Genomic DNA, 25,361 nt, shown 5'->3' with positions numbered 1-25,361 from the left:
TGGAACCAACTCAATATTTAATTGAGTTAATGCTCATTGTAAGATAAAGATTGAAAATCAGTTAGTTGATTATGTTATCTGAAGAATAGTCAGATAGGCATTCAAGGGAATACTTTTTCTGTTTTCAAAATGATTAATTTTGGCGTGATTTAATGAATGAGGTGCTTATATGCAGAAAGATTAATGTTTTTTTCTAAAAATTCTTTATAAAAAGATAACACTTAAAACATAGGCTTAGTGGGGTTATTAAATAAATCATTAGCAGCGAGAATAGCACCACCAATAAGTTAATGAACAGTTCGGATGTATCGTTATAGTCTGAAATTGAAAGTGGGTAAGTGAGTAAAATAATTACAGACAATAGGCAGCCACGAATAAATCTTCTTTTCATTTCTGGCATGATAGAAATGAGGTCAGGGTATTTTTCACGATTGTTGTTCTTAAGGACGAAATTAAGTTTCTTTAGTTCACTTTCAGTGAAGCCACTTTTTATGAGTTCATTTTTAATGTTTGAATCCATTTTATTTTATCATTCCTTTGTTACAATTACGCTGTAAGAGTATAAAATACGGTCATTAAAATCTGCAAGGCATTCTATTTGAATGCTGAAAACAAACTACGAAAAGTCTGCTCTATTGCTCGATAATTTTTCTGTTTGCGAAACTAAACGGTTGTGAGAAGCCTGCGCGCTTTTTAATAAGAGGATTGTACTCAGCGAAGCGCATTGTTGCTGTCAAAATTTAAGCTCTTAAACAAGGATAATTTGCAAATTCCAAGCGAAATCCGGATTGACTGTGCTATGCTTCCGTACTCGCTAATGAGTACGGAAGCCCGCCATGAGCCAACCCCTTTCTTCCCAGCCGGAATCGGCTCAGCCTGTTGAAGATAACTGGCTGCGTTTTATTGAATTAATGCAAAACGCCTTTGCCGATGGCGTCGCGCTACCGTTGCTACAGCTGATGATGACGCCCGATGAGCGTGAATCTTACGGCACGCGTTTGCGCATTATCGAAGAGCTGATGAGCGGTGAGATGAGCCAGCGTGAACTGAAAAATGAGTTAGGCGTGGGTATCGCCACCATTACACGCGGCTCAAATAGTCTGAAAGAAGCGCCGCCAGAGCTGAAACGCTGGCTAGAGGCGCATCTTGGTCGCGATTAGTCTTGCTCGTAGAGCGGATGGGTGAAAGGACACAGCGCCAGAATTAACGCCTGGTGATACACGCTCGAGCGGCTCAGCAGGCCATGCGTAAAGGCACCAATCGCGCCGCCTTTGTGTTTGATATTCTCTACGCCGGTCAGGCGTGCCATTTCGTCACCGAGTTCACGTCCGGCCGCTAAGCCAGCCACGACAATCGGTGGCAGGGTAAAGCTGGCGGAACGCGATTCACCGCGCTGCTGTGCATTCTCAATCACCATCCACGCAAAGGCACAATCTCCCTCAATTCCCGCTTCAATCGCCACCCAATAATTGGCCTGTGGACGTTGCTGACGCGCGTTGGCTACGCGTTGACGTGCGCCAGTTCGCGTTTCAACATCGCTAATTGGCTGGGCTGCGACGCCGCTCTCGACCTCGACCCCTTCAATGTGGCAGGATCCTTCGCCGAAAACGTCGTTGAACGCCTGCGCAATCGCGCGAATTTTTGCCGGGTTGATGGTGGCTGCGACAACATGGTACATAATTGATTGAACCCTCGAGGCAAATTTGTCGCAGTATAACGGAAATTAAGCATGCTACAGGTCTATCTTGTTCGTCACGGTGAAACGGTATGGAATGCGGCGCGACGCATTCAAGGGCAATCTGACAGCCCGCTAACGGAAAAAGGTGAGCTGCAGGCTCATCAGGTTGGCGAGCGCGTGAAATCGCTGGGCATTACCCACGTGATTGCCAGCGATTTAGGACGTACACGTCGCACGGCGGAGATCATCGCCGATGCGTGTGGCTGCACCGTTACGCTCGATGCGCGTCTGCGTGAGCTCAACATGGGCTGCCTGGAACAGCGTCCTCTCGATGGTTTGACGGAAGAAGAGGAAAACTGGCGTAAAACGCTGGTGGACGGGACCACGGCGGGTCGTATCCCGGGCGGTGAATCGATGGCGGAGATGGCGGCGCGTATGCACGAAGCGCTGAATGCACTGCTGGAATTGCCGGCCGGCAGTCGTCCGCTGATTGTTAGCCACGGCATGGCGCTTGGCGTGCTGGTCAGCACCATTCTTGGCCTGCCTGCGCATGCGGAACGTCGTTTGCGTTTGCGTAACTGCTCGATTTCCCGCGTGGACCATCAGCAGAGTGCGTGGCTGGCGGCGGGTTGGGTGGTGGAAACGGCGGGCGATGTTTCGCATCTGGATGCGCCGGCGTTGGATGAACTTCAGCGTTAAAAAGGTCGCCAGCAATGGCGACCTTACGATGTTGTAGGGTGCGCATTAATGCGCACCTTGCTGATAGGATTAATGATTTTGCGGGCGAATCGGAATCAGGTATTCGCAGCGGATCTCTGCCGGTGGCTCGCTACGCTTCTTGCCGCCGTGCGTATAGAAGCGCTCAATGTCCTGCCCCTGGCGACGCACTAAACCGAGCGTAGGCATGCAGGTTCCATACAGCAGCAGGATGAATTCCCCCAACGCGCTACGCGCACCCTGATAGGTAAACTGTACGTAATCGCCCGCGTCAACTATCACGCTCTGATTCGATTGCATGCTCAATGCCTGCTGATCGGTTGGCACCGCCGTGGTGTAGAGAATCTCCTGCTCATCATCCTTTTCATGGCTGGCACGTACCTGATGCAGGCCATACAGCACCGGCGGCACCGTATCGGTTTCCAGCAGGAACTGCTTCCAGAAATGAATGCGCATCTCATCGCGGTAGCTGGATATCTGCTCCAGCGTGCAAGAGTAGCTCTGCGTCTGACCGACCAGAACAGTTTCTGGCAGGGTAACAAACTGCGCTTCTGGCAGGCTACTGTCATCCAGCCGAATCGGCGGACGGATACCAAAGGAGTTCCACTCCGATGAGCGACGATACCAGGCGGGCGTTTGGTTAAACTGCTTTTTAAACGCGCGCGTGAACGTCTGCTGTGAATCGAAGCGATATTGTAAGGCGATGTCGAGAATGGGGCGGCTGGTCAGGCGCAAGGCCACCGCGGCTTTCGACAGCCGACGCGCGCGAATGTACGCGCCAATCGCGTGGCTGGTTACTTCCTTGAACATACGCTGCAGATGCCACTTGGAGTAGCCCGCTTTCTGCGCAACGTTATCTAATGAAAGCGGTTGATCCAGATGGCTCTCCAGCCAGACAAGCAAATCGCGAATGATACCGGCTTGGTCCATAAAACATCCTCATAACTCTCTGGTGGCGCAACTATGAAGTCGTCGAATAATAGCACGAAATGCACAAAAGCGTGGGGGCGGTTTGCTAATCGAGTGTGCTAAGTCAATGCGGGTTAAAACCCGTTTAGGTTTGGTTCTGGGTTCGATTGACAGTACATTACATTCTCATCTATTCGATTGGCAATGGTAACTCAATGACAATAGCTCGTATTCTTATAATCACGCTGGCAACTTATGTGTTCAGCGCTGGCGTTCAGGCCGAGGAAATCGGCTCTGTAGACACGGTATTCAAGATGTTCGGGCCCGATCATAAGATCGTGGTGGAAGCCTTCGATGACCCCGATGTAAAAAATGTAACCTGTTATATCAGTCGGGCAAAAACCGGTGGCATTAAGGGCGGACTGGGTTTGGCGGAAGATACTTCTGACGCCGCCATCTCCTGCCAACAGGTTGGGCCGGTAGAGCTTAGCGATAAAATCGCACAAGGCAAGTCGCAAGGTGAAGTGGTGTTCAAGAAACGGACATCGCTGGTATTCAAGAAACTGCAGGTAGTGCGCTTCTTTGACCAGAAACGTCATGCTCTGGTGTACCTGAGCTACTCAGACAAAGTGGTGGATGGTTCGCCAAAAAATGCGCTTAGCGCCGTGCCGATTATGCCCTGGCATTAATGCAGGCATAAAAAAACGCCCTGATGGGCGTTTTTTTTCATTCAAACTTAATCCTGCAGTTCACCGCAGAAGCGGTAGCCTTCGCCATGAATGGTGGCGATGATTTCTGGCGTATCTGGCGTAGATTCGAAATGCTTGCGAATACGGCGGATGGTGACATCCACGGTACGGTCATGCGGCTTCAGCTCGCGACCGGTCATTTTCTTCAGCAGGTCGCCACGCGTTTGGATTTTGCCTGGGTTCTCACAGAAGTGCAGCATGGCGCGGAATTCACTGCGCGGCAGTTTGTACTGTTCGCCATTCGGGCTAATCAGTGAGCGGCTGTTGATGTCCAGCTCCCAGCCATTAAAGCGATAGCTTTCAACCTGACGGCGCTCTTCACTCGGCATTGCCAGATTCATGGTGCGCGACAGTAAATTGCGGGCACGAATAGTCAATTCACGCGGGTTGAAAGGTTTGGTGATGTAATCATCGGCACCAATTTCCAGACCGAGGATTTTATCCACTTCATTATCACGACCTGTCAGGAACATCAGCGCCACGTTTGCTTGTTCGCGCAATTCGCGCGCCAGCAGCAAACCGTTTTTACCTGGCAGGTTAATATCCATAATCACCAGATTGACGTCGTTCTCCGTCAAAATCTGATGCATCTCGGCGCCGTCGGTGGCTTCATAGACCACGTAACCTTCTGCCTCAAAGATGCTTTTGAGGGTGTTACGCGTGACCAGTTCGTCTTCAACGATAAGAATGTGCGGGGTCTGCATGTTTCGCTACCTAAAATTTGCCAACAAATCGAAAACAGGGCGTACGGCGGTTGCTGAACCTTGTCGCAACCGGTATACGAAATAATCTTCGGAATACACCATCCATCTACGTCAACTTCAGTGTTAGCTCAGCCAGTCAGGATGGATATTTGCGCGCCCCGAGGGTATCGGACTGGCGCTCATCCTAACCGTATTAACAGCAACCTAACAGCACCAACAACAACCGATAAGCATAAAAACAACGCTTCGTTGACTTATATCAAATGCAAGTGTAGCACGTTAACACTTTTATGAAAAACTTCTCCGGGAATGCTAGTTTAGCTCACAAAATGCAGCATTTTCGCTACATTTATCCCTGGCCGAACGGAAAGGTAAATGCGCAGGAAATTATATTTCAATAAATTGAAATGAAAGGGGTTTGTGCCAGATAAGTGCTATAATTTTGCTTATGCCCACTAATTTTCCCTACACAGAGATTTTCTCCTCTTTTAATATCCTTAACATCTTATTTTCTCACACCGCGACGGTTGGTATTTTCTCTGCTGCATGCCAACATAATGCGAGTTGTTAATTGCTCGATGGAAAAATCATGCATTTCCCCTTAATCCTTGTCTCTCCCGCCCGTCCGGAAAATATCGGCGCGGCTGCTCGTGCCATGAAAACCATGGGATTCAGCGAGTTGCGCATTGTGGCCAGCGATGCCTGGCAAGATCCGGCAGCACGGCGTGTGGCGCACGGTGCCGGCGAGATCCTCGAAAACGTAAAAACCTATGCCACGCTGAGCGAGGCGCTTAAGGATGTGGATTTCTCCGTGGCGACCACCGCACGCAGCCGCGCGAAGTTTCGCTATTACGCTACACCCGTTCAGGTAGAAAACATTCTGCAGGAAAAACGTCAGTGGCTAAGCCGTATCGCACTGGTGTTTGGCCGTGAAGACAGCGGCTTAACCAATGAAGAGCTGGAGCAGGTTGATCTGTTGACCGGCATTCCCATGGCGAATGACTATCCTTCGCTTAATCTTGGCCAGGCGGTGATGGTGTATTGTTATCAGCTGTCAGCGCTGAATCAGATTGCGGCCGAACCTGCCGAGGCGGCCAACGCCCATCAACTTCAGGCGCTGCGAGAGCGTTTCCACCAGCTGTTGGTGAAACTCGATGTTAGCGATGACGTCAAAATGTCTGACTGGATCGACCAGCGCATTGGCCTGTTGGAACAGCGCGATAGCGCCATGCTGCATCGCTTACTCCACGATGTAGAAAAAAAACTTATAGATAATTGCTCGGATAAATCCTGAGTTGCTAGTGACAGATCGGGTTAATCCCCTCATCTCGTGAACGATCGCAATAGGATTTACCCCGACAAGCGCAGCAGTGCGCAGCGGTGAAGCGGGCGCGGCTAAGACAAATTCGTTGACTTAACGTGCGCTTTGCTTTACTTCTGGAAGGCAGACGGACAAGACAAAGACAGACAGAAAAAAATCTAAATGCGTAAACTCAGCCTGAACACCACAATTATTATTACCACCACCATTACCACAGGTAACGGTGCGGGCTGACGCATACAGGAAAAACAAAGAAAAAAGCCCGCACCTAAACAGTGCGGGCTTTTTTTTCGGCAAAAATTCAGGAGAGCTTCAACTATGCGAGTGCTGAAATTCGGCGGAACCTCAGTGGCCAATGCGGATCGTTTTCTCCGCGTGGCGGACATTCTGGAAAGCAATGCACAACAGGGACAGGTTGCGACCGTTCTCTCTGCGCCAGCGAAAATTACCAATCATCTGGTGGCGATGATTGAGAAAACCATCAGCGGCCAGGATACGTTACCGAATATCAGTGATGCCGAACGCATTTTTGCCGACCTGCTGCAAGGCTTGCATGATGTGCAGCCCGGTTTTGACTTCGACGGACTGAAAACCCGCGTACAGCTGGAATTTGCGCAATTAAAGCAAGTGCTGCACGGCATCAGCCTGCTGGGCCAATGTCCCGATGCCGTCAACGCAGCCATCATCTGCCGTGGCGAGAAGTTGTCGATTGCTATTATGGAAGCGCTGCTACAGGCGCGCGGCCATAAAGTGACCGTTATCGATCCGGTTGAAAAGCTGCTGGCCGTCGGTCATTACCTTGAATCTACCGTTGATATTGCTGAATCCACCCGCCGCATTGCTGCCAGCCAGATCCCGGCGGATCATTTTATCCTGATGGCCGGTTTCACCGCGGGCAATGAGAAGGGCGAATTGGTGGTGCTGGGCCGCAACGGCTCTGACTATTCTGCTGCCGTGTTAGCCGCTTGCCTGCGCGCCGACTGTTGTGAAATCTGGACTGATGTCGACGGTGTCTACACCTGCGATCCGCGTCAGGTGCCAGATGCGCGCTTGCTGAAATCCATGTCGTATCAGGAAGCGATGGAGCTCTCCTACTTCGGCGCTAAAGTACTTCACCCTCGCACTATCGCACCTATCGCCCAGTTTCAGATTCCTTGCCTGATCAAAAACACCGCCAATCCGCAAGCGCCTGGCACCTTAATTGGCGGCGAAGGCGAGCTGGATGAAAATCCGGTGAAAGGCATTACCAACCTGAACAACATGGCGATGTTTAACGTCTCCGGTCCGGGTATGAAAGGCATGGTGGGCATGGCGGCGCGCGTGTTCGCTGCCATGTCACGCACCGGCATTTCGGTGGTACTGATCACTCAGTCCTCTTCCGAATACAGCATCAGCTTCTGCGTACCGCAAAGCGACCAGGCGCGTGCGCGTCGCGTGCTGGAAGAGGAGTTTTACCTGGAGTTGAAAGATGGCCTGCTCGATCCGCTCGACGTGCTGGAACAGCTGGCGGTGATCTCGGTGGTGGGCGATGGCATGCGAACGCTGCGCGGCATCTCCGCTAAATTCTTCTCGGCATTGGCGCGCGCCAATATCAATATCGTGGCGATTGCGCAGGGCTCGTCTGAGCGTTCCATCTCGGTCGTCGTGAGCAATGATGAAGTCACCACTGGCGTACGCGTGGTGCACCAAATGCTGTTCGCCACCGATCAGGTGATCGAAGTGTTCGTGGTCGGCGTTGGCGGCGTTGGCGCGGCGCTGCTCGATCAGCTGCACCGCCAGCAAGCGTGGCTGAAACAGAAGCATATCGATCTGCGCGTGTGCGGCATCGCTAACTCGCGTGCGCTGTTAACCAACGTGCACGGTATCGACCTCAGCAACTGGAAGGCGGAGTTGAGCGAAGCCAAAGAGCCGTTCAATCTCGGCCGCTTGATTCGTTTGGTGAAGGAGTATCACCTGCTGAATCCGGTGATCGTCGATTGTACCTCCAGCCAGGCGGTGGCCGATCAATATGCGGATTTCCTCGCCGAGGGCTTCCATGTGGTCACGCCGAACAAAAAGGCCAACACCTCGTCGTGGAATTATTACCAGCAGATGCGTGCCGCAGCAGCGAAGTCGCGCCGTAAGTTCCTGTACGACACCAACGTGGGCGCCGGTTTACCGGTGATCGAAAACCTGCAAAACCTGATGAACGCCGGTGATGAGCTGATCAAATTCTCCGGTATTCTTTCGGGTTCACTCTCCTTTATCTTCGGTAAACTCGATGAAGGCGTTTCGCTGTCAGAAGCCACCAAAATGGCGCGTGAGCTGGGCTTTACCGAGCCGGACCCGCGCGACGACCTTTCCGGCACCGACGTGGCGCGTAAACTGCTGATTCTGGCGCGCGAAGCCGGACATCAGCTGGAGCTGAGCGATATTGACATCGAACCGCTGCTGCCCGCCAGCCTGGCGGATATCGCCGACGTTGAGCAGTTTATGGAACGCCTGCCGGAGTTGGATAATGCTTTTGCGGCGCGCATTGCCAAAGCACGTGACGAAGGGAAAGTGCTGCGCTTCGTCGGTGCGATTGAAGAGGGCGGCGTCTGCAAAGTGAAGATTGATGCGGTGGACGGCAACGATCCGCTGTACAAAGTGAAGAACGGTGAGAATGCGCTGGCATTTTACAGCCGCTATTATCAGCCCATCCCGCTGGTTCTGCGTGGATATGGTGCGGGGAATGATGTAACAGCTGCTGGCGTATTTGCTGACCTGTTGCGTACGCTGTCGTGGAAGTTGGGAGTTTGATGATGGTAAAAATTTATGCACCGGCCTCGATAGGCAACGTTAGCGTCGGCTTTGATGTGCTAGGCGCAGCGGTTTCGCCGGTGGATGGCACCCTGCTGGGTGACTGTGTTTCCGTGGAAGCGGCCGACAGCTTTAGCCTGGTGAATTCCGGGCGCTTTGTCAGCAAACTGCCGAGCAATCCGCAGGAGAACATCGTTTATCAGTGCTGGGAGCGTTTTTGCCAGGCGATTGGCAAACAGGTTCCGGTGGCGATGACGCTGGAAAAAAATATGCCGATCGGTTCCGGCCTCGGCTCCAGCGCCTGCTCGGTGGTGGCTGGGCTAATGGCGATGAACGAGTTCTGCGGCAAACCGCTGAATGATACTGAACTGCTGGCGCTGATGGGCGAGCTGGAAGGGCGGATTTCCGGCAGCGTGCACTACGATAACGTCGCGCCATGCTTCCTCGGTGGCGTACAGCTGATGATTGAAGAGAACGGCATTATCAGTCAGGAGGTGCCGTGCTTTGACGAATGGTTGTGGGTGATGGCCTATCCGGGCATCAAAGTCTCCACCGCCGAAGCGCGCGCCATTTTGCCGGCGCAATATCGCAAAGAAGATGCCATCAAGCATGGACGTCTGCTGGCGGGCTTTATTCACGCCTGTCATACGCGCCAGCCTGGGCTGGCGGCTAAACTTATGCAGGATGTTATCGCCGAGCCGTATCGTACCAAACTGCTGCCGGGCTTCGCCGATGCGCGTAAAGCCGCGCAGGATATTGGCGCGCTGGCGTGCGGCATTTCGGGTTCTGGCCCCACGCTTTTCGCCGTTTGCAACGAGATGGCAACGGCACAGCGGATGGCGGACTGGCTGAGCCAGCACTATCTGCAGAATGAAGAAGGTTTCGTCCACATCTGCCGTCTTGATACGGCTGGCGCACGTAAATTGGGATAATGCATGAAACTCTACAACCTTAAAGATCACAACGAGCAGGTTAGTTTTGCTCAGGCGGTTAAACAGGGCCTCGGCTCGCAGCAAGGGCTGTTTTTCCCGCTCGAACTGCCGGAATTTGAACTAACCGATATCGATGCCATGCTGGAGATGGATTTCGTCAGCCGCAGCAGCAAAATCCTGTCTGCTTACATTGGCGATGAAATTGCGGCGCATCAGCTGGCTGAGCGCGTGAAAAACGCCTTTGCTTTCCCGGCTCCCGTCGCGAAGGTGAGCGCTGATGTGGCTTGCCTTGAGCTGTTCCACGGCCCAACGCTGGCGTTTAAAGATTTTGGCGGCCGCTTTATGGCGCAGATGCTCTCGTACGTAAGCGGCGCGGATGAGCAGATCACCATTCTGACCGCGACTTCCGGCGATACCGGTGCCGCCGTGGCGCATGCGTTCTACGGCATGGAAAACGTGCGCGTGGTGATTCTCTATCCGCAGGGCAAAATCAGCCCGTTGCAGGAGAAACTGTTCTGTACGCTGGGCGGCAACATTGAAACCATCGCGGTTGAAGGCGATTTCGATGCGTGCCAGGCGCTGGTAAAACAGGCATTTGATGATGAAGAGCTGAAGAAGGCGATTGGTCTGAACTCGGCGAACTCTATTAACATCAGCCGCCTGCTGGCGCAGATTTGCTACTACTTCGAAGCGGTGGCGCAGCTGCCACAAGAGCAGCGCAACCAGCTGGTGGTTTCCGTACCAAGCGGTAACTTTGGTGATCTGACGGCGGGTCTATTGGCGAAATCGCTGGGTCTGCCGATCAAGCGTTTTATCGCTGCGACCAATGCCAATGACACCGTGCCGCGCTTCCTCGGCAACGGCGCATGGCAGCCAAATGCGACGGTGGCTACGCTGTCGAATGCGATGGATGTTAGCCAGCCTAACAACTGGCCGCGCGTGGAAGAGTTGTTCCGCCGCAAAACCTGGCGTTTGACCGATCTGGCTTACGGTGCGGTTTCTGATGAAACCACCAAATCCACTATGCGCGAGCTGGCGGAGATTGGCTATATCTCAGAACCGCATGCGGCAATCGCTTATCGTCTGCTGCGCGATAATCTGCAGGAGGGCGAATATGGCCTGTTCCTTGGGACTGCGCATCCGGCGAAGTTCAAAGAGAGCGTAGATGAGATTTTAGGTCAGGATCTGCCGCTGCCAAAAGAGCTGGCCGAGCGTGCCGATTTGCCACTGCTGTCACACAATCTGAAAGGCGATTTCGCTGAGCTGCGGGCGTTTTTGCTGAAGTAAATCCAGTAGGTGCGCATTAATGCGCACCCTACATAACCATGCTGAGATGGGGTCGCCATTCATGGCGACCCTGCTTATTTCTGCTCGCGGCGCTTAAACACCAGCTCGTTATCTTTGCTTTCTGCCGCATCAAAGAAGTAGCCATCCACATCGAATTTCTTCAACTGCGCTGGCTTGGTCAGGCGGTTCTGAATCACATAGCGGCTCATCAAACCACGCGCTTTCTTAGCGTAGAAGCTGATGACTTTAAATTTGCCGTTCTTCTCATCCAGGAAAACCGGTTTGATCAACTGCGCGTTGAGTTGTTTTGGCTTGATGGCTTTGAAATACTCATCGGATGCCAGATTGATCAGCACTTCATCGCCCTGTTCCGCAATTGCCTCGTTCAACTTCTCCGTTAGCAGATCGCCCCAGAAGCCGTAAAGATCCTTCCCGGCCGGATTCGCCAGCTTGATCCCCATCTCCAGACGATAGGGCTGCATTAGATCGAGTGGTCGCAGCAAGCCATATAAGCCAGAAAGCATGCGCAGGTGCTGCTGGGCAAACTCGAAATCGCCATCGTTGAAGGTTTCAGCCTGCAAACCGGTATAGACATCACCTTTAAACGCCAGAATCGCCTGACGCGCGTTATCTGGTGTGAATGTGGGTTGCCAGCTGTGAAAACGATCGGCATTGAGATGCGCCAGCTTATCGCTAATGCCCATCAGCGAGCTGATTTGCGCCGGTGAAAGGCTGCGCGCCACCTGAATCAGCTGTTGTGACTTGTCTAACAACGCCGGCTGAGTAAAACGCTTGGTCGCCAGCGGGCTTTCGTAATCCAGCGTCTTCGCAGGAGAGATGACAATCAGCATGGTTTTGCTTTTCCATTGAGTTTTGAAATGACGTGATGAGTGTAACAAATTCATCTGCGTAATCGAACCGGCCAGAGTGCGTTGTTAATTATCAAAGCAACAGGTGGACTTTTAAGAAACGGTAAATAGAGGTGTCGATGTTATTTGTGGTGCAGGTTAAGCCCAGTCTTAAATTTAACTTTTTTTCTTTATAAAAGTCTTAAAGTTTAATGTTGAGAACGGTCTCAAAGGATGTCTTTTTGTATTTTGTGTTTATTTATCAATTAGTTATTATTTTTGTTCAATCGTTTTCTTCTGATAAATTAAAGCGGCTGTTAATGGCTATTGGCGCATATCTCTATTAGCAATGGAGTGAAACTTTAACTATATGGATGAATGGTTATGAGCAATGAAGAAAATAAATTAATAAAAGAAAAAAGACGGTCGCAGCGAAATAGATCATCAGTTCAATTATCGGGTAAAAAATGGGTTGCCTGGACGACGTTATCCATACAGATCGCCACCCTATTAAGTTCAACATTGCTGCCGGTCGCGCAGGCCGCTTCAATAAGTCGCGACAATGAAAAAGCGCTCACGGCCAAACAGGCTGAAACCTTACAACAAACTGAACAAGAACGTTACGCCACTTACAGTGATAAAGCACAAACTTTGGCGACGGTACTCAGCCAGAAAGACAGCGCCAATGCCGCCAGTTCGCTGGTACGCGGTGCTGCCGTTAATGAAGTGAATCGTTCAGTTGAAAGCTGGCTAAATTTATATGGATCGGCGCGTGTTGCGCTGAACGTTGATGCAAAAGGTGGGCTGGACGGCAGTGCTGCCGATGTTCTCTTCCCGCTGTACGATCGTGAATCCTGGCTGTTATTTAATTCGCTGGGGCTGCGCCATATCGATCAACGTACCACCGGGAATATCGGTATTGGCGGTCGTTATTTCGCTGATAGCTGGATGATGGGTATTAATACCTTTCTGGATAATGACTTTACCGGTAAAAATCGTCGTTTTAGTGTGGGAGCAGAACTGGGGCGTGATTTTGCTAAAATCTCAGCCAACACTTACTGGCGCATTAGCGACTGGCATCAGTCGCGCGACTTTGTCGATTATGATGAGCGTCCAGCCAATGGTTACGATTTGCGCTTCGAAGGTTGGCTGCCGATCTACCCGCAATTAGGGGGGACGCTGGCGTATGAAAAATATCGCGGTAACGAAGTGGCTTTATTTGGCAAAGACCACCGTCAGAAAGATCCTTCCGCAATGACCATGGGCATTAATTACACCCCAATTCCACTGGTCACATTAGGCAGTAACTATCGAAGCGGAAGCGGCGGTAATAACGAAACGCAGTTCAATCTGCAGCTGAATTATCGCCTGGGTGATAAATGGAGCGATCATCTTGATAGCGATCGCGTAAAACAAACCCGAACATTAGCAGGCAGTCGCTACGATTTAGTCGATCGTAATAATACTATCGTTCTTGATTACCGCCGTAACGATACCGTCACGCTGGATATCGCGCCTAAACATAGCGGCAATGCCAGTGATACGTTATTAATCAAAGGTCATGTCAGGTCAAAATATCCGCTCAAGGCGATTGATTGGGATATAGGACCTATTTTGGCTGCCGGTGCGAAAATGGTTCAACAACAGTCTGATTCGATAGTGATTATGCTGCCCGCCTATCATTACGATCGTGACCTGAATGCGAACAAGTATGTTATTTCCGCCGTCGCTCGGGATGAAAAAGGCAACGCTTCCAAACGTGTACAGACCGTGGTTGAAGTTATGCCTGCAACCGGTTCATTTGGCGCCGTGAAGGTGGTTAAGAATCACGCGGTCGCCAACCAGATTGAACACAACCAAATCACGGCTGAAATTCTGGACAATCTCGGGCAGCCGCTGGAAAACGTCGAAGTTCGCTTCAGCACATCCTCCGCCGCTCTGCTTTCCAGCAATAAAGCCTTGAGTGATGCCCAGGGTAAAGTCAGCGTGGACATCCGACATAACAAGGCGATATCAGTTCCCGTGACATTTGAAGTCAGCGGGAAACAACAGACAACGGCAGTGGACTTTATTGCTGACAGCACAACGGCCACCTTTGAGCCGGGAACGCTGCTGGTTAAACAGGATAATGCCATTGCGGATGGCGGTTCATTTAACCAGGTGACCGGACGTATCCTGGATGCTTTCGGTAACCCGGTCGCGGGCATGAAGATGACCCTGACGATGACCAATGGCGCGACGATACAGGGCGATGTGATTACCGATGAAAATGGTGTCTTCGTCGCGGATGTCTTCAACAAAAAAGCCGGTGAAGCGCGGGTTACTGTACAGGTCAATGGTCAATCTCAGGAGTTGAGTACGACGTTTATTGCCGATAACGGATCTGCTTCGCCAACCTTGACGCTGGTGAAGGATAACAGTGCCGCCAATGGCACGGCGATGAACACCTTGCAGGTGAAAGTCGTTGATGCCAATAGCAACGACGTTCCCGCACAGAGCATCACCGTCTCAGCCAGCAATGGCGCTAAATTAAAGGCCGATACCGTGGTGACCAATGCAAGCGGCGTGGCGACTATTGAAGTCAGTAATACGCTGGCTGGCATCACGAATGTCGTTATCGAAACCAACGGTAAGCAGCGTAAGCTGGATACGCACTTTATTGCTGATGTTGCTACGGCAAAAGTCACCGACTTTGTGGTGCAGCAGAATGGTGTGGTTGCCAATGGCAGTGCGACAAATACGTTAAAAGCAGTGCTTAAGGATGCCTTGAATAATCCGATTGCAGGCGAGGTCATCAATTTTACGGCGACCAATGGTGCATCTATACAGGGCAGTGGCACAGCGAGTAATGCACAAGGGGAAGTGATCGTTGCCGCGACGAACCTGCGCGCAGGAACCAGCAAGGTCAGCGCGGCATTCAATGGCTCGCAAATGACGCAGGATATTCAGTTTATTGCTGATGCCAGCACCGCTAAAGTTGATGATGCTACTTTTATTATCACCCGCGATCGTGCCGAAGCAGGAAAAGAAGCCAACCGCGTATCGATGAAAGTTGTGGATGCTAATAGTAACCCGGTGGCAGGCGTGAAAGTGCGGTTCAGCGCCACGAACGGCGCTACACCAGCAAATCCCGAAGTATCTACCGACAAAGATGGCAATCTTTCCGTGGAGATTAACAGCACAAAGATTGGCACTGCTCGCTTAACCGCAACGTCAGGGAATGTGCTGACTCGCGATCTCACGTTCTCGGGAATAAGTAGCATTCAGGGATTGGATCTGGCCAATGGCGCCGTTCGTAGCTATCAGCCTGGTGCTGCATTCCCTCAAACCGGCTTGAAAAATGCCAGCTTCAATGTGGTGGTGAATAATCTGGCGGCAGCGGCAACCGACTTTATCTGGAGCAGTAGCGACCCTGCGGTAACCGTCAATGCGAGTGGTAAAGTCACAATTAACGACTTGCCTGCTAGCCGCACGGTTGAAATCAGTGCCAAAGATAAGACAACAGCAACATCATTGCGCTACAGCTTTACGATTAAACACTGGGCGTTTGTTCCTTCGCCTAATAGCGACATCACTTATTCAGTTGCAAAATCGTATTGCGCATCTGAAGGAGCCGTTCTTCCCAACTCCACCTTGCTGGGGGCTAAAGGCGTTAGGGGTGTAGGAACGGTGTTTGGTGAATGGGGCGATTTAACGCGTTTGATAGCAACCTTATTCTGGTCTGATAATTCTCTCTACCATTTCCATCAAGATAGTGCTGAATATCATGCTAATACCGGAACGCTGTACTATCAGACTCTATGTATAAAATGAGTTTAAAATAGTTTTATTTTCTTCCCAAGAGGCAGATTAGCTGCCTCTTTTCCCTTTTTTCAGTAGCACTCTGTGCACTGAACCTCTCCTTGCACCGCCGTTGCTGCATGATATTATCCCTTCAGCTTTTTTCACCCTGACAGTCAACTAAGAGAAAAGAACATGACGGACAAACTTACTTCCTTGCGTCAGCTGACCACCGTAGTCGCCGACACCGGTGATATCGCAGCGATGAAGCTGTACCAGCCGCAGGACGCTACTACCAACCCTTCTCTGATTCTGAACGCCGCGCAAATCCCTGAATACCGCAAACTGATTGACGAAGCCATTAGCTGGGCGCGTCAGCAGAGCAGCAACAAAGACGATCAGCTGGCGCTGGTTTCTGACAAGCTGGCCGTCAATATTGGTCTGGAAATTCTTAAACTGATCCCGGGTCGCATCTCGACGGAAGTCGATGCGCGCCTCTCTTACGACACTGAAGCGAGCATCGCGAAAGCGCGTAGCCTGATCAAACTGTACAACGATGCCGGCATCAGCAATGACCGCATTCTGATCAAACTGGCGTCAACCTGGCAGGGCATCCGTGCCGCCGAGCAGCTGGAAAAAGAAGGCATCAACTGTAACCTGACGCTGCTGTTCTCCTTCGCGCAGGCGCGTGCATGTGCCGAAGCGGGCGTGTTCCTGATTTCGCCATTCGTAGGCCGTATTCTCGACTGGTACAAGCAGAACACCGATAAGAAAGAGTACGCAGCACACGAAGATCCAGGCGTGGTCTCTGTGGCTGAAATCTACAACTACTACAAGCAGCACGGTTATGAAACCGTGGTCATGGGCGCCAGCTTCCGTAACGTTGGTGAAATCATTGAGCTGGCTGGCTGCGACCGTCTGACCATCTCTCCAGGCCTGCTGAAAGAGCTGGCGGAGAGCGAAGGTACCGTTGAGCGCAAACTGAGCTATACCGGCGAAGTGAAAGCGCGCCCGGCGAAAATGACCGAAGCTGAATTCTTCTGGCAGCATAACCAGGATCCAATGGCTGTGACCAAGCTGGCCGAAGGCATCCGCAACTTTGCCATCGATCAGGGCAAACTTGAGAAGATGATCGCCGAACTGCTGTAAGGTGATATGTCGTGGCGGCGTCGAGTCGCCACGGTTTTACCCGCTTCCCTCGCTACTGTATTATCCTTTTCATTTCCCCCATTTGCAGCCTACACAGCGATAACACTATGGATACTTTACGTATTGGCTTAATTTCCGTTTCCGATCGTGCGGCAAACGGCATCTATCAGGATCAGGGCATTCCAGCGTTGGAAAGCTGGCTCGCCGCCGCGCTTGCCACGCCGTTTGAAATCGAAACGCGGCTGGTGCCGGATGAGCAGCCGATGATTGAGCAGGCGATCTGCGAACTGGTCGACGAGCTGTTCTGTCATTTGGTGCTCACCACCGGCGGTACCGGACCGGCGCGGCGCGATGTAACGCCCGACGCCACGCTGGCGGTCGCCGATCGTGAAATGCCGGGTTTTGGCGAGCAGATGCGCCAGATCAGCCTGCAGTTCGTACCCACGGCGATACTTTCGCGTCAGGTTGGTGTGATCCGCAAGCAGTCATTGATCCTCAATTTGCCGGGCCAGCCGAAATCCATCAAAGAGACGCTGGAGGGGCTGAAAGCTGACGATGGAACGGTCAAAGTGCCGGGGGTTTTTGCCGCTGTACCTTATTGTTTACAGTTGCTTGAAGGGCCATATGTGGAAACGCATCGCGACGTCGTAGCAGCTTTTCGCCCTAAAAGCGCCCGCCGTGAGACAAATAACTAAAGATCGGCATTTTCAGGCATAAAATCTAGCAGCGCTGGTGTGGCAAAATATTGACGGTATAGTAATTCAATCTTTACAAACGTCTGTTTAGCCTTTGGATACTGCTGGATTATGGATTCGCACACCTCGCGTCGACTCAATGGACAGGATTACAAAACGCTGTCGCTAGCCGCCCTTGGCGGGGCGCTGGAATTCTACGACTTCATTATATTTGTCTTCTTTGCCGCCGTCATTGGCGAGCTATTTTTCCCGCCAGACATCCCCGAATGGTTGCGCCAGGTGCAAACCTTCGCCATCTTTGCCGCTGGCTATCTGGCGCGTCCACTGGGCGGCATCATCATGGCGCACTTTGGTGACAAGGTCGGGCGCAAGAAGATGTTTAGCCTGAGTATTCTGCTGATGGCGTTGCCCACGTTGGCGATGGGTGCGCTGCCAACCTATGCCAGCATCGGCATCGCTGCGCCGTTGTTAATGCTGCTGATGCGCGTGCTGCAAGGCGCCGCGATTGGTGGTGAGGTGCCTGGCGCGTGGGTGTTTGTGGCCGAACATGTGCCTGAGAAACGCATCGGCTTTGCCTGCGGCACGCTAACAGCCGGATTAACCGCCGGCATTCTGTTGGGTTCGCTGGTGGCAACCGTGCTGAATACCGCTCTATCCCCGGCGGCAATTCGCGATCACGGCTGGCGCATTCCGTTTTTCCTCGGCGGTATATTTGGCCTGCTGGCAATGTATTTGCGCCGCTGGCTGCATGAAACGCCGGTGTTCCAGCAGCTGCAGCAGCGTAAAGCGCTGGCAGATAAATTGCCGCTGCAAACCATTCTCACCAGTCATAAGCGCGGCATCGTAATTTCGATGCTGCTCACCTGGCTGCTGTCAGCCTGCATTGTGGTGGTGATTTTGATGGCGCCCACGCTGATGCAGAAACAGCATGGCATTTCAGCGGCGCTCAGCCTGCAAGCCAACAGTGTCGCTACCATTATGCTGTTGCTGGGGTGCATCATCGCCGGATGGCTGGTGGATCGCTTTGGCGCGGCGCGTACGTTGGTGGTGGGTTCGATACTGTTGGCCATCGCGAGCTGGAACTTCTTCCATCAGCTGGGCAACACACCAGAAATGTTGTTTGTCTGGTATGGCTTAGCGGGTTTGAGCGTCGGCGTGGTGGGCGTGGTGCCTTTTGTTATGGTGCGGGCGTTTCCGGCGGCGGTGCGCTTTACCGGCATCTCTTTCTCGTACAATGTCTCATACGCCATTTTTGGTGGACTGACGCCGATTAGCGTGACGCTAATGATGAGTCTGACGCCGATGGCACCCGCGTGGTATGTGCTGGCGTTAGCGGTGATGGGTTTTCTGGTGGGCGTTTGGCTGTGGCGAGATAGCCGCCAGCGGCATGCACAGCTGGATGTGTCGCTGCACTCTTCATAAAAAAACGCGGAGCCCAACAGGCTCCGCGTTTTTTTAATCACCGATTGGCAACACGCTGCGGCCAAACTTTTCGTTCAGGACTTCGCCCATCGCCAGATAGAACGCGCTCGATCCGCAAATGATGCCAATCCAGCCGGCAAAACGTATTAAGCCAGCGTTGTCAGCCAGATGTCCGATTGCCAGCAACGCAAACAGCAGCGCCAGGCTGGCAAACACAAACTGCAGCATTTTCGCTGACTTCAGCGTGCCGAAAAATAAAAACGCGGTGAAAATCCCCCACAGCGCCAGATACGCGCCGAGGAAGTGGCCATCCGCCGCGGCAGCCACTCCCAGTTTCGGCAGCAGCAGGATGGCGACCAGCGTTAACCAGAAGCTGCCGTAAGAGGTGAAGGCGGTCAGCCCGAAGGTATTGCCTTTTTTGTACTCCAGCAGCCCGGCAAAAATTTGCGCGATGCCGCCATAAAAAATGCCCATTGCCAGGATGATCACATCCATCGCGAACAGACCGGTGTTGTGTAAATTGAGCAGGATGGTAGTCATACCGAATCCCATCAGGCCCAACGGGGCGGGATTCGCCAGCGTAGTGTTGCTCATAATTCCTCAGAAGCAGCGTTTAAGATATTTTTAATGTTTACCCACGCATACCGCTGGGGGCGCGAGGCGCTGCATAATAATCAACCTCATTTTGGCCAACTTTGATCTTAATCGCGCAGAGAATGAAATTTTTTTTAGTTTTAACCCTTGATGCGCATCGAACCGGCCCCATTTAGTTGTCATCGAGCGTTGTGAGGCAGCAAAAAAAAGCCTGCTCCAGCAGTTGAAAGTGGTCAGTTTGACCGCATCTCTGTTTCACAACCCAAATTGGCAAAGAATTTAAGTAGGAGACGTTTAGATGGGTAAGATTATTGGTATTGACTTGGGTACAACCAACTCATGTGTTGCGGTTATGGATGGTGGTAAAGCACGCGTGCTGGAAAACGCCGAGGGCGATCGCACCACGCCGTCGATCATTGCGTATGCACAAGATGGCGAAACTCTGGTAGGTCAACCGGCTAAACGTCAGTCTGTGACCAACCCGCAAAATACCCTGTTTGCGATCAAGCGCCTGATTGGCCGTCGCTTCCAGGACGAAGAAGTACAGCGTGATATCAAAATCATGCCTTACAAAATTATCGGCGCTGATAACGGCGACGCATGGCTGGATGTAAAAGGCCAGAAAATGGCACCGCCGCAGATCTCTGCTGAAGTGCTGAAAAAAATGAAGAAAACCGCGGAAGATTTCCTCGGTGAAGCAGTAACCGAAGCGGTTATTACCGTTCCAGCTTACTTCAACGATGCGCAGCGTCAGGCGACTAAAGACGCCGGCCGTATCGCAGGTCTGGAAGTAAAACGTATCATCAACGAACCAACCGCAGCCGCGCTGGCTTATGGTCTGGACAAAGGTCAAGGCAACCGTACTATCGCGGTTTATGACCTGGGTGGCGGTACCTTCGATATCTCAATCATCGAGATCGATGACGTTGATGGCGAGAAAACCTTTGAAGTGCTGGCAACCAACGGTGATACCCACCTTGGTGGTGAAGACTTCGATAGCCGTTTGATTAACTACCTGGTGGCTGAATTTAAGAAAGATCAGGGTATCGATCTGCACAACGATCCACTGGCAATGCAGCGTCTGAAAGAAGCCGCTGAGAAAGCGAAGATCGAGCTGTCTTCTGCGCAGCAGACCGACGTTAACCTGCCGTACATCACGGCTGATGCAACCGGTCCTAAGCACCTGAACATCAAAGTGACCCGTGCGAAACTGGAATCACTGGTTGAAGATCTGGTTGCGCGTTCTATCGAGCCGCTGAAAGTCGCTCTGCAGGATGCGGGTCTGTCGGTTTCAGACATCAACGACGTGATCCTGGTTGGCGGTCAAACGCGTATGCCAATGGTTCAGGCCAAAGTCACTGAGTTCTTTGGTAAAGAGCCACGTAAAGACGTGAACCCGGATGAAGCAGTTGCCGTTGGTGCTGCGGTTCAGGGTGGCGTGTTAGCGGGTGAAGTGAAAGACGTACTGCTGTTGGACGTTACTCCGCTGTCGCTGGGTATCGAAACCATGGGCGGCGTGATGACCTCGCTGATCAGCAAGAACACCACCATCCCAACGAAACACAGCCAGGTGTTCTCGACGGCTGAAGATAACCAGTCTGCCGTGACCATTCACGTGCTGCAGGGTGAGCGTAAACGTTCGGGTGATAACAAATCACTGGGCCAGTTCAACCTCGACGGTATTCAGGCTGCACCGCGCGGTATGCCGCAGATCGAAGTCACCTTCGATATCGATGCGGATGGTATCCTGCACGTGTCTGCGAAAGACAAAAACAGCGGTAAAGAGCAGAAGATCACCATTAAGGCGTCTTCTGGTCTGAACGAGGAAGAGATCGAAAAAATGGTGCGTGACGCGGAAGCGAACGCCGAGTCTGACCGTAAGTTCGAAGAGCTGGTGCAGACCCGTAACCAGGGCGATCAGATTTCGCACAGCACCCGTAAGCAGTTAGATGAAGCGGGCGACAAGCTGTCTGCTGACGATAAAGCACCGATCGAAGCGGCACTGACCGAGCTTAACACCGCGCTGAAAGGCGAAGATAAAGCTGAAATCGAAGCCAAAATGCAGGCATTGATGGAAGTGTCCAGCAAACTGATGGAGCTGGCACAGCAGCAGGGTCAGGCAGCTGACGCTGGCGATGCTTCTGCGAAGAAAGATGACGACGTAGTCGACGCTGAATTCGAAGAAGTAAAAGACAAAAAATAATTGCCCCTGACCGGGCGCGACGGCTGGCCTGACAGCCGTTGAAACCAGCACGGGCGTAGGAGATTTCTCCACGCCCGTGCGATCATGTTAAGGGCAGAACAAATATGGCTAAGAGTGATTTATACGAGATCTTAGGCGTCTCTAAATCCGCAGATGAGCGTGAAATCAAAAAGGCTTATAAGCGCCTGGCGATGAAATACCATCCGGACCGTAACCCGGACAATAAAGAAGCCGAAGCGAAGTTTAAAGAAATTAAGGAAGCCTACGAAATCCTGACCGATGCGCAGAAGCGTGCGGCCTACGACCAATACGGTCATGCAGCCTTTGAACAAGGTGGTATGGGTGGCGGCGGTGGCTTCGGCGGCGGCGGTGCTGATTTCAGCGATATCTTTGGCGACGTATTTGGCGATATTTTTGGTGGTGGCCGCCGTCAGCGTGCCTCTCGTGGCGCCGATTTACGCTACAACATGGAGCTAACGCTGGAAGAAGCGGTACGCGGCGTGACCAAAGAGATCCGCATTCCTACGCTGGAAGAGTGCGATGTCTGCCACGGCAGCGGCGCCAAAGCGGGCACCAAACCGCAGACATGCTCAACCTGTCACGGAGCGGGCCAGGTGCAGATGCGCCAGGGTTTCTTCACCGTGCAGCAGGCGTGTCCAACCTGCCATGGTCGCGGTTCGGTGATCAAAGATCCGTGCAATGCTTGTCATGGTCACGGTCGTGTTGAGCGCAGTAAAACCCTATCGGTGAAAATCCCGGCGGGCGTCGACACCGGCGATCGCATTCGCTTGAGCGGTGAAGGTGAAGCGGGCGAGCACGGTGCACCGGCGGGCGATCTCTACGTTCAGGTTTCGGTGAAAAAACACCCGATCTTTGAGCGTGAAGATAACAACCTGTACTGCGAAGTTCCGATCAACTTTGCTATGGCAGCATTGGGCGGCGAGATTGAAGTGCCAACCCTTGATGGCCGCGTAAACCTGAAAGTGCCTTCTGAAACGCAAACCGGCAAACTGTTCCGGATGCGGGGTAAAGGGGTGAAATCGGTACGTGGCGGTGCGGTAGGCGATTTGCTGTGTCGTGTGGTGGTAGAAACGCCAGTGAGCCTTAATGACAAACAGAAAGCGCTGCTGCGCGAACTGGAAGAGAGCTTTGGTGGTGCAGGCGGCGAGAAAAACAGCCCGCGCTCCAAAAGCTTCTTCGATGGCGTGAAAAAGTTCTTTGACGATCTGACACGTTAATCTCGCCAGGCATGCTAACGAAGCGGAGAGGAAACTCTCCGCTTTTTTTATGTTTCGCTGTTAACCTGCCGCTCCTGATATATTCTCAATTTTGCCGGAATTGATGTAAGCCAAAAAAACCTGCTAAAAATCGGTATTATCGAGCAATTACTGAGAAATAAGCTGCTTTTAACGAGGTGTTTGAATCGCTACACTTCTCAGCCAAATGTCTCTACTCAGGAGGAGTTGTGAACAAACCCCGCAGTATTCGAAGCTTGCTGAAAAGCTTCATCGCCAGTGATGCCAGTAATGGCCTGGTACTGATTCTGGCCGCCGTGGTGGCAATGATATTAGCGAACAGCGCGGAGACCGCTCAGGGCTATCAATCATTGCTTGCGCAACCGGTACAAATTCGCTTTGGCGCATTAGATATCAGCAAAAACCTGCTGCTTTGGATCAATGACGCTATGATGGCGCTGTTTTTCCTGGTGATCGGCTTAGAAGTGAAACGCGAACTGGTTACTGGCGAACTGGCCAGCCGCGATCGCGCCATATTTCCGGTTATTGCTGCGCTCGGCGGCATGGTTTTACCGGGACTGATATTTTTTGCGTTAAACCATGGCGATCCTATTGCACGCAATGGCTGGGCGATTCCCACTGCTACCGATATTGCCTTTGCTTTAGGCGTGCTGGCTCTATTGGGAAGTCGTGTTCCGACCGCGCTGAAAGTATTCCTGATGGCGCTGGCGATTATTGATGACCTCGGCGCCATCGTGATTATCGCGCTGTTCTATACCAGCGATCTCTCTGTACTGTCGCTGAGCGTGGCGGCGGGGGCAATTGTGCTGCTGGCGATTCTTAATCGCTGTGGTGTACGCAATATCGCGATCTATATGCTGGTCGGCATAGTGCTGTGGACTGCGGTGCTGAAATCTGGCGTGCACGCCACGCTGGCGGGCGTTGTTGTCGGCTTCTTCGTGCCGCTGGAAGAGAAGAACGGCCATTCACCGGCTGAGCATTTAGCGCATGGCTTGATGCCATGGGTAAACTGGCTGATTCTGCCGCTGTTTGCCTTTGCGAATGCCGGTATTTCACTGAGCGGCATTACCTTTATGGATACGCTGTCGCCAGAACCGCTCGGTATCATTCTGGGATTGCTGGTCGGTAAACCGTTGGGTATTACGCTGTTCTGCTGGCTGGCGGTGAAGTGGCGGCTGGCGGTGCTGCCTGCAGGCACTACGATACGCGATATCATGGCGATTGGCGTGCTGTGCGGTATTGGGTTCACCATGTCGATATTTATCAGCTCGCTGGCCTTTGATGCCGCACATGAGCAACTGGTGACCTTCTCCAAACTGGGGATTCTTAGCGGCTCAATGCTCTCAGCGGTGATCGGTTATACGCTGCTGCACATCAAACTGCGTTAAAGAGAGGAAAGAGGGCGCAAGCCCTCTTTTTTTGCCGATGAATCAGCTTAACTTCAATCATCTCTACTATTTCTGGCAGGTGTGCAAAACCGGTTCGGTGGTGCGGGCGGCAGATGTGCTGTGCCTTGCGCCACAAACCGTTACCGGCCAGATTAAGTCACTGGAAGAGCAGTTAGGCGGCGTGCTGTTTCGCCGTCAGGGACGCGGCTTAGTGCCTTCAGAACTCGGACAATTGGTGTTCCGCTACGCCGACCGCATGTTCATGTTGAGCCAGGAGATGCTCGATATCGTTAACTACCGCAAAGAGTCGCATCTGCTGTTTGACGTGGGCGTCGCGGATGCGCTGTCTAAGCAGTTGGTGAGCAAGGTGCTGGAAGCTGCGGTGGTCGCTGATGAGAGAATCCATCTGCGCTGCTTTGAATCGACACACGAGATGCTGCTGGAGCAGCTCAGCCAGCATAAGCTGGATATGATCCTCTCCGATTGCCCGATTGATTCCACGCAGCAGGAAGGGCTGTTTTCGGTCAAACTTGGTGAGTGTCCAGTTAGCTTCTGGTGTCACACCCCGTTGCCAACCATGCCGTTTCCCGCTTGTCTGGAAGCGCGACGCTTGTTGATTCCGGGACGGCGCTCCATGCTCGGACGCAAACTGCTGAACTGGATTCATAGCCAGGGTTTGCAGGTGGAGATTCTAGGGGAATTTGATGATGCGGCATTGATGAAGGCGTTTGGTGCGCTAAATAACGCGATTTTCGTCGCCCCCTCACTGTACGGCGCAGACATCTATCGTGATGATGCTATCCGGGAAATTGGGCGTTTAGATACGGTGCTGGAAGAGTATCACGTGATCTTTGCCGAACGTATGATCCAGCATCCGGCGGTACAGCGGATTTGCCATCGCGATTTCAGTACGCTGTTTACCACGCAATGACAGGCATAAAAAAACCG

General features: G+C 52.3%; 20 protein-coding genes and 1 other annotated feature. Of the genes, 15 read left to right on the top strand and 5 right to left on the bottom strand.

From position 1 onward, the window contains the following. Positions 1–836: 836 nt before the first annotated feature. Positions 837–1,160, top strand: a complete 324-nt coding sequence (gene trpR, locus AAGR08_RS15715) for a trp operon repressor (RefSeq protein ID WP_097094994.1) — start codon at positions 837–839, stop codon at positions 1,158–1,160. Here the strand turns inward: trpR and yjjX are convergent. Further along, on the bottom strand, positions 1,157–1,678 hold the full coding sequence (yjjX, locus tag AAGR08_RS15710; protein WP_345827299.1) for an inosine/xanthosine triphosphatase: 522 nt from the start codon (positions 1,676–1,678) through the stop codon (positions 1,157–1,159). The two genes, trpR and yjjX, sit on opposite strands and share 4 nt — an antisense overlap. 51 nt (positions 1,679–1,729) lie before the next feature. Between yjjX and gpmB the strand changes: the two genes are divergently transcribed. After that, positions 1,730–2,377: a 2,3-diphosphoglycerate-dependent phosphoglycerate mutase GpmB gene (gene gpmB, locus AAGR08_RS15705; protein ID WP_097094992.1), complete on the top strand. Its 648-nt coding sequence runs from the start codon at positions 1,730–1,732 to the stop codon at positions 2,375–2,377. Positions 2,378–2,446: 69 nt separating this feature from the next. On the opposite strand, the gene robA is transcribed toward gpmB, so the two are convergent. Next, entirely contained in the window at positions 2,447–3,325 is an 879-nt protein-coding gene (robA, locus tag AAGR08_RS15700; RefSeq protein WP_097094991.1) for an MDR efflux pump AcrAB transcriptional activator RobA, read from the bottom strand. Positions 3,326–3,519: 194 nt separating this feature from the next. Here robA and creA point away from each other — a divergent pair, with 194 nt between their 5' ends. Next, positions 3,520–3,993, top strand: a complete 474-nt coding sequence (gene creA / locus AAGR08_RS15695) for a protein CreA (protein WP_097094990.1) — start codon at positions 3,520–3,522, stop codon at positions 3,991–3,993. Between the two features lie 47 nt (positions 3,994–4,040). On the opposite strand, the gene arcA is transcribed toward creA, so the two are convergent. After that, positions 4,041–4,757: a two-component system response regulator ArcA gene (arcA, locus tag AAGR08_RS15690; protein ID WP_097094989.1), complete on the bottom strand. Its 717-nt coding sequence runs from the start codon at positions 4,755–4,757 to the stop codon at positions 4,041–4,043. A 589-nt stretch (positions 4,758–5,346) separates the two neighbouring features. Between arcA and AAGR08_RS15685 the strand changes: the two genes are divergently transcribed. From AAGR08_RS15685 to thrC, 4 genes are all read left to right on the top strand, one after another. Next, positions 5,347–6,051 carry a tRNA/rRNA methyltransferase gene (locus AAGR08_RS15685; protein WP_345827298.1) on the top strand — a complete coding sequence of 235 codons (705 nt, stop codon included), beginning with the start codon at positions 5,347–5,349 and terminating at the stop codon, positions 6,049–6,051. Between the two features lie 196 nt (positions 6,052–6,247). Next, positions 6,248–6,370: a sequence feature (Thr leader region), on the top strand. Positions 6,371–6,396: 26 nt separating this feature from the next. Then, on the top strand, positions 6,397–8,859 hold the full coding sequence (gene thrA / locus AAGR08_RS15680; RefSeq protein ID WP_345827297.1) for a bifunctional aspartate kinase/homoserine dehydrogenase I: 2,463 nt from the start codon (positions 6,397–6,399) through the stop codon (positions 8,857–8,859). 2 nt (positions 8,860–8,861) lie between these two features. Then, the gene (gene thrB / locus AAGR08_RS15675) at positions 8,862–9,791 is read left to right on the top strand and encodes a homoserine kinase (protein WP_097097598.1); all 930 of its coding nucleotides are present in this window, start codon (positions 8,862–8,864) and stop codon (positions 9,789–9,791) included. Positions 9,792–9,794: 3 nt separating this feature from the next. Continuing rightward, entirely contained in the window at positions 9,795–11,078 is a 1,284-nt protein-coding gene (gene thrC / locus AAGR08_RS15670) for a threonine synthase (RefSeq protein WP_097094986.1), read from the top strand. A gap of 74 nt (positions 11,079–11,152) precedes the next feature. Here the strand turns inward: thrC and yaaA are convergent, their stop codons facing one another. Further along, on the bottom strand, positions 11,153–11,929 hold the full coding sequence (gene yaaA, locus AAGR08_RS15665; protein WP_097094985.1) for a peroxide stress protein YaaA: 777 nt from the start codon (positions 11,927–11,929) through the stop codon (positions 11,153–11,155). A gap of 381 nt (positions 11,930–12,310) precedes the next feature. Between yaaA and AAGR08_RS15660 the strand changes: the two genes are divergently transcribed. From AAGR08_RS15660 to AAGR08_RS15645, 4 genes are all read left to right on the top strand, one after another. Continuing rightward, positions 12,311–15,739, top strand: coding sequence for an inverse autotransporter beta domain-containing protein (locus AAGR08_RS15660; RefSeq protein WP_345827296.1), 3,429 nt, complete (start codon positions 12,311–12,313; stop codon positions 15,737–15,739). Positions 15,740–15,901: 162 nt separating this feature from the next. Beyond that, entirely contained in the window at positions 15,902–16,855 is a 954-nt protein-coding gene (gene tal, locus AAGR08_RS15655; RefSeq protein WP_097094983.1) for a transaldolase, read from the top strand. 107 nt (positions 16,856–16,962) lie between these two features. Continuing rightward, on the top strand, positions 16,963–17,550 hold the full coding sequence (gene mog / locus AAGR08_RS15650) for a molybdopterin adenylyltransferase (protein ID WP_345827295.1): 588 nt from the start codon (positions 16,963–16,965) through the stop codon (positions 17,548–17,550). A gap of 111 nt (positions 17,551–17,661) precedes the next feature. Beyond that, positions 17,662–18,972 (top strand): MFS transporter, encoded by a 1,311-nt coding sequence (locus tag AAGR08_RS15645; RefSeq protein WP_345827294.1) that lies wholly within the window; start codon positions 17,662–17,664, stop codon positions 18,970–18,972. Positions 18,973–19,005: 33 nt separating this feature from the next. Here AAGR08_RS15645 and satP read toward each other — a convergent pair whose 3' ends face one another. Further along, positions 19,006–19,566 carry an acetate uptake transporter gene (gene satP, locus AAGR08_RS15640; RefSeq protein WP_345827293.1) on the bottom strand — a complete coding sequence of 187 codons (561 nt, stop codon included), beginning with the start codon at positions 19,564–19,566 and terminating at the stop codon, positions 19,006–19,008. A gap of 298 nt (positions 19,567–19,864) precedes the next feature. Here satP and dnaK point away from each other — a divergent pair, with 298 nt between their 5' ends. The 4 genes from dnaK (at position 19,865) to nhaR (ending at position 25,344) form a co-directional block, all read left to right on the top strand. Further along, a complete protein-coding gene (gene dnaK / locus AAGR08_RS15635; RefSeq protein WP_097094979.1) occupies positions 19,865–21,769 on the top strand; it encodes a molecular chaperone DnaK in 1,905 nt (634 codons plus the stop codon). A 104-nt stretch (positions 21,770–21,873) separates the two neighbouring features. Beyond that, positions 21,874–23,007, top strand: a complete 1,134-nt coding sequence (gene dnaJ / locus AAGR08_RS15630; RefSeq protein ID WP_097094978.1) for a molecular chaperone DnaJ — start codon at positions 21,874–21,876, stop codon at positions 23,005–23,007. Positions 23,008–23,234: 227 nt separating this feature from the next. Further along, a complete protein-coding gene (gene nhaA, locus AAGR08_RS15625; RefSeq protein WP_345827292.1) occupies positions 23,235–24,413 on the top strand; it encodes a Na+/H+ antiporter NhaA in 1,179 nt (392 codons plus the stop codon). 37 nt (positions 24,414–24,450) lie between these two features. Beyond that, the gene (nhaR, locus tag AAGR08_RS15620) at positions 24,451–25,344 is read left to right on the top strand and encodes a transcriptional activator NhaR (protein WP_345827291.1); all 894 of its coding nucleotides are present in this window, start codon (positions 24,451–24,453) and stop codon (positions 25,342–25,344) included. The last annotated feature ends 17 nt before the right edge of the window (positions 25,345–25,361 follow it).

This window comes from Pantoea sp. BRR-3P, assembly GCF_039621635.1.
Classification (GTDB): domain Bacteria; phylum Pseudomonadota; class Gammaproteobacteria; order Enterobacterales; family Enterobacteriaceae; genus Pantoea; species Pantoea floridensis.
Note: the sequence above shows the minus strand (reverse complement) of the source record. Positions and strands in the feature narration are given on the sequence as shown.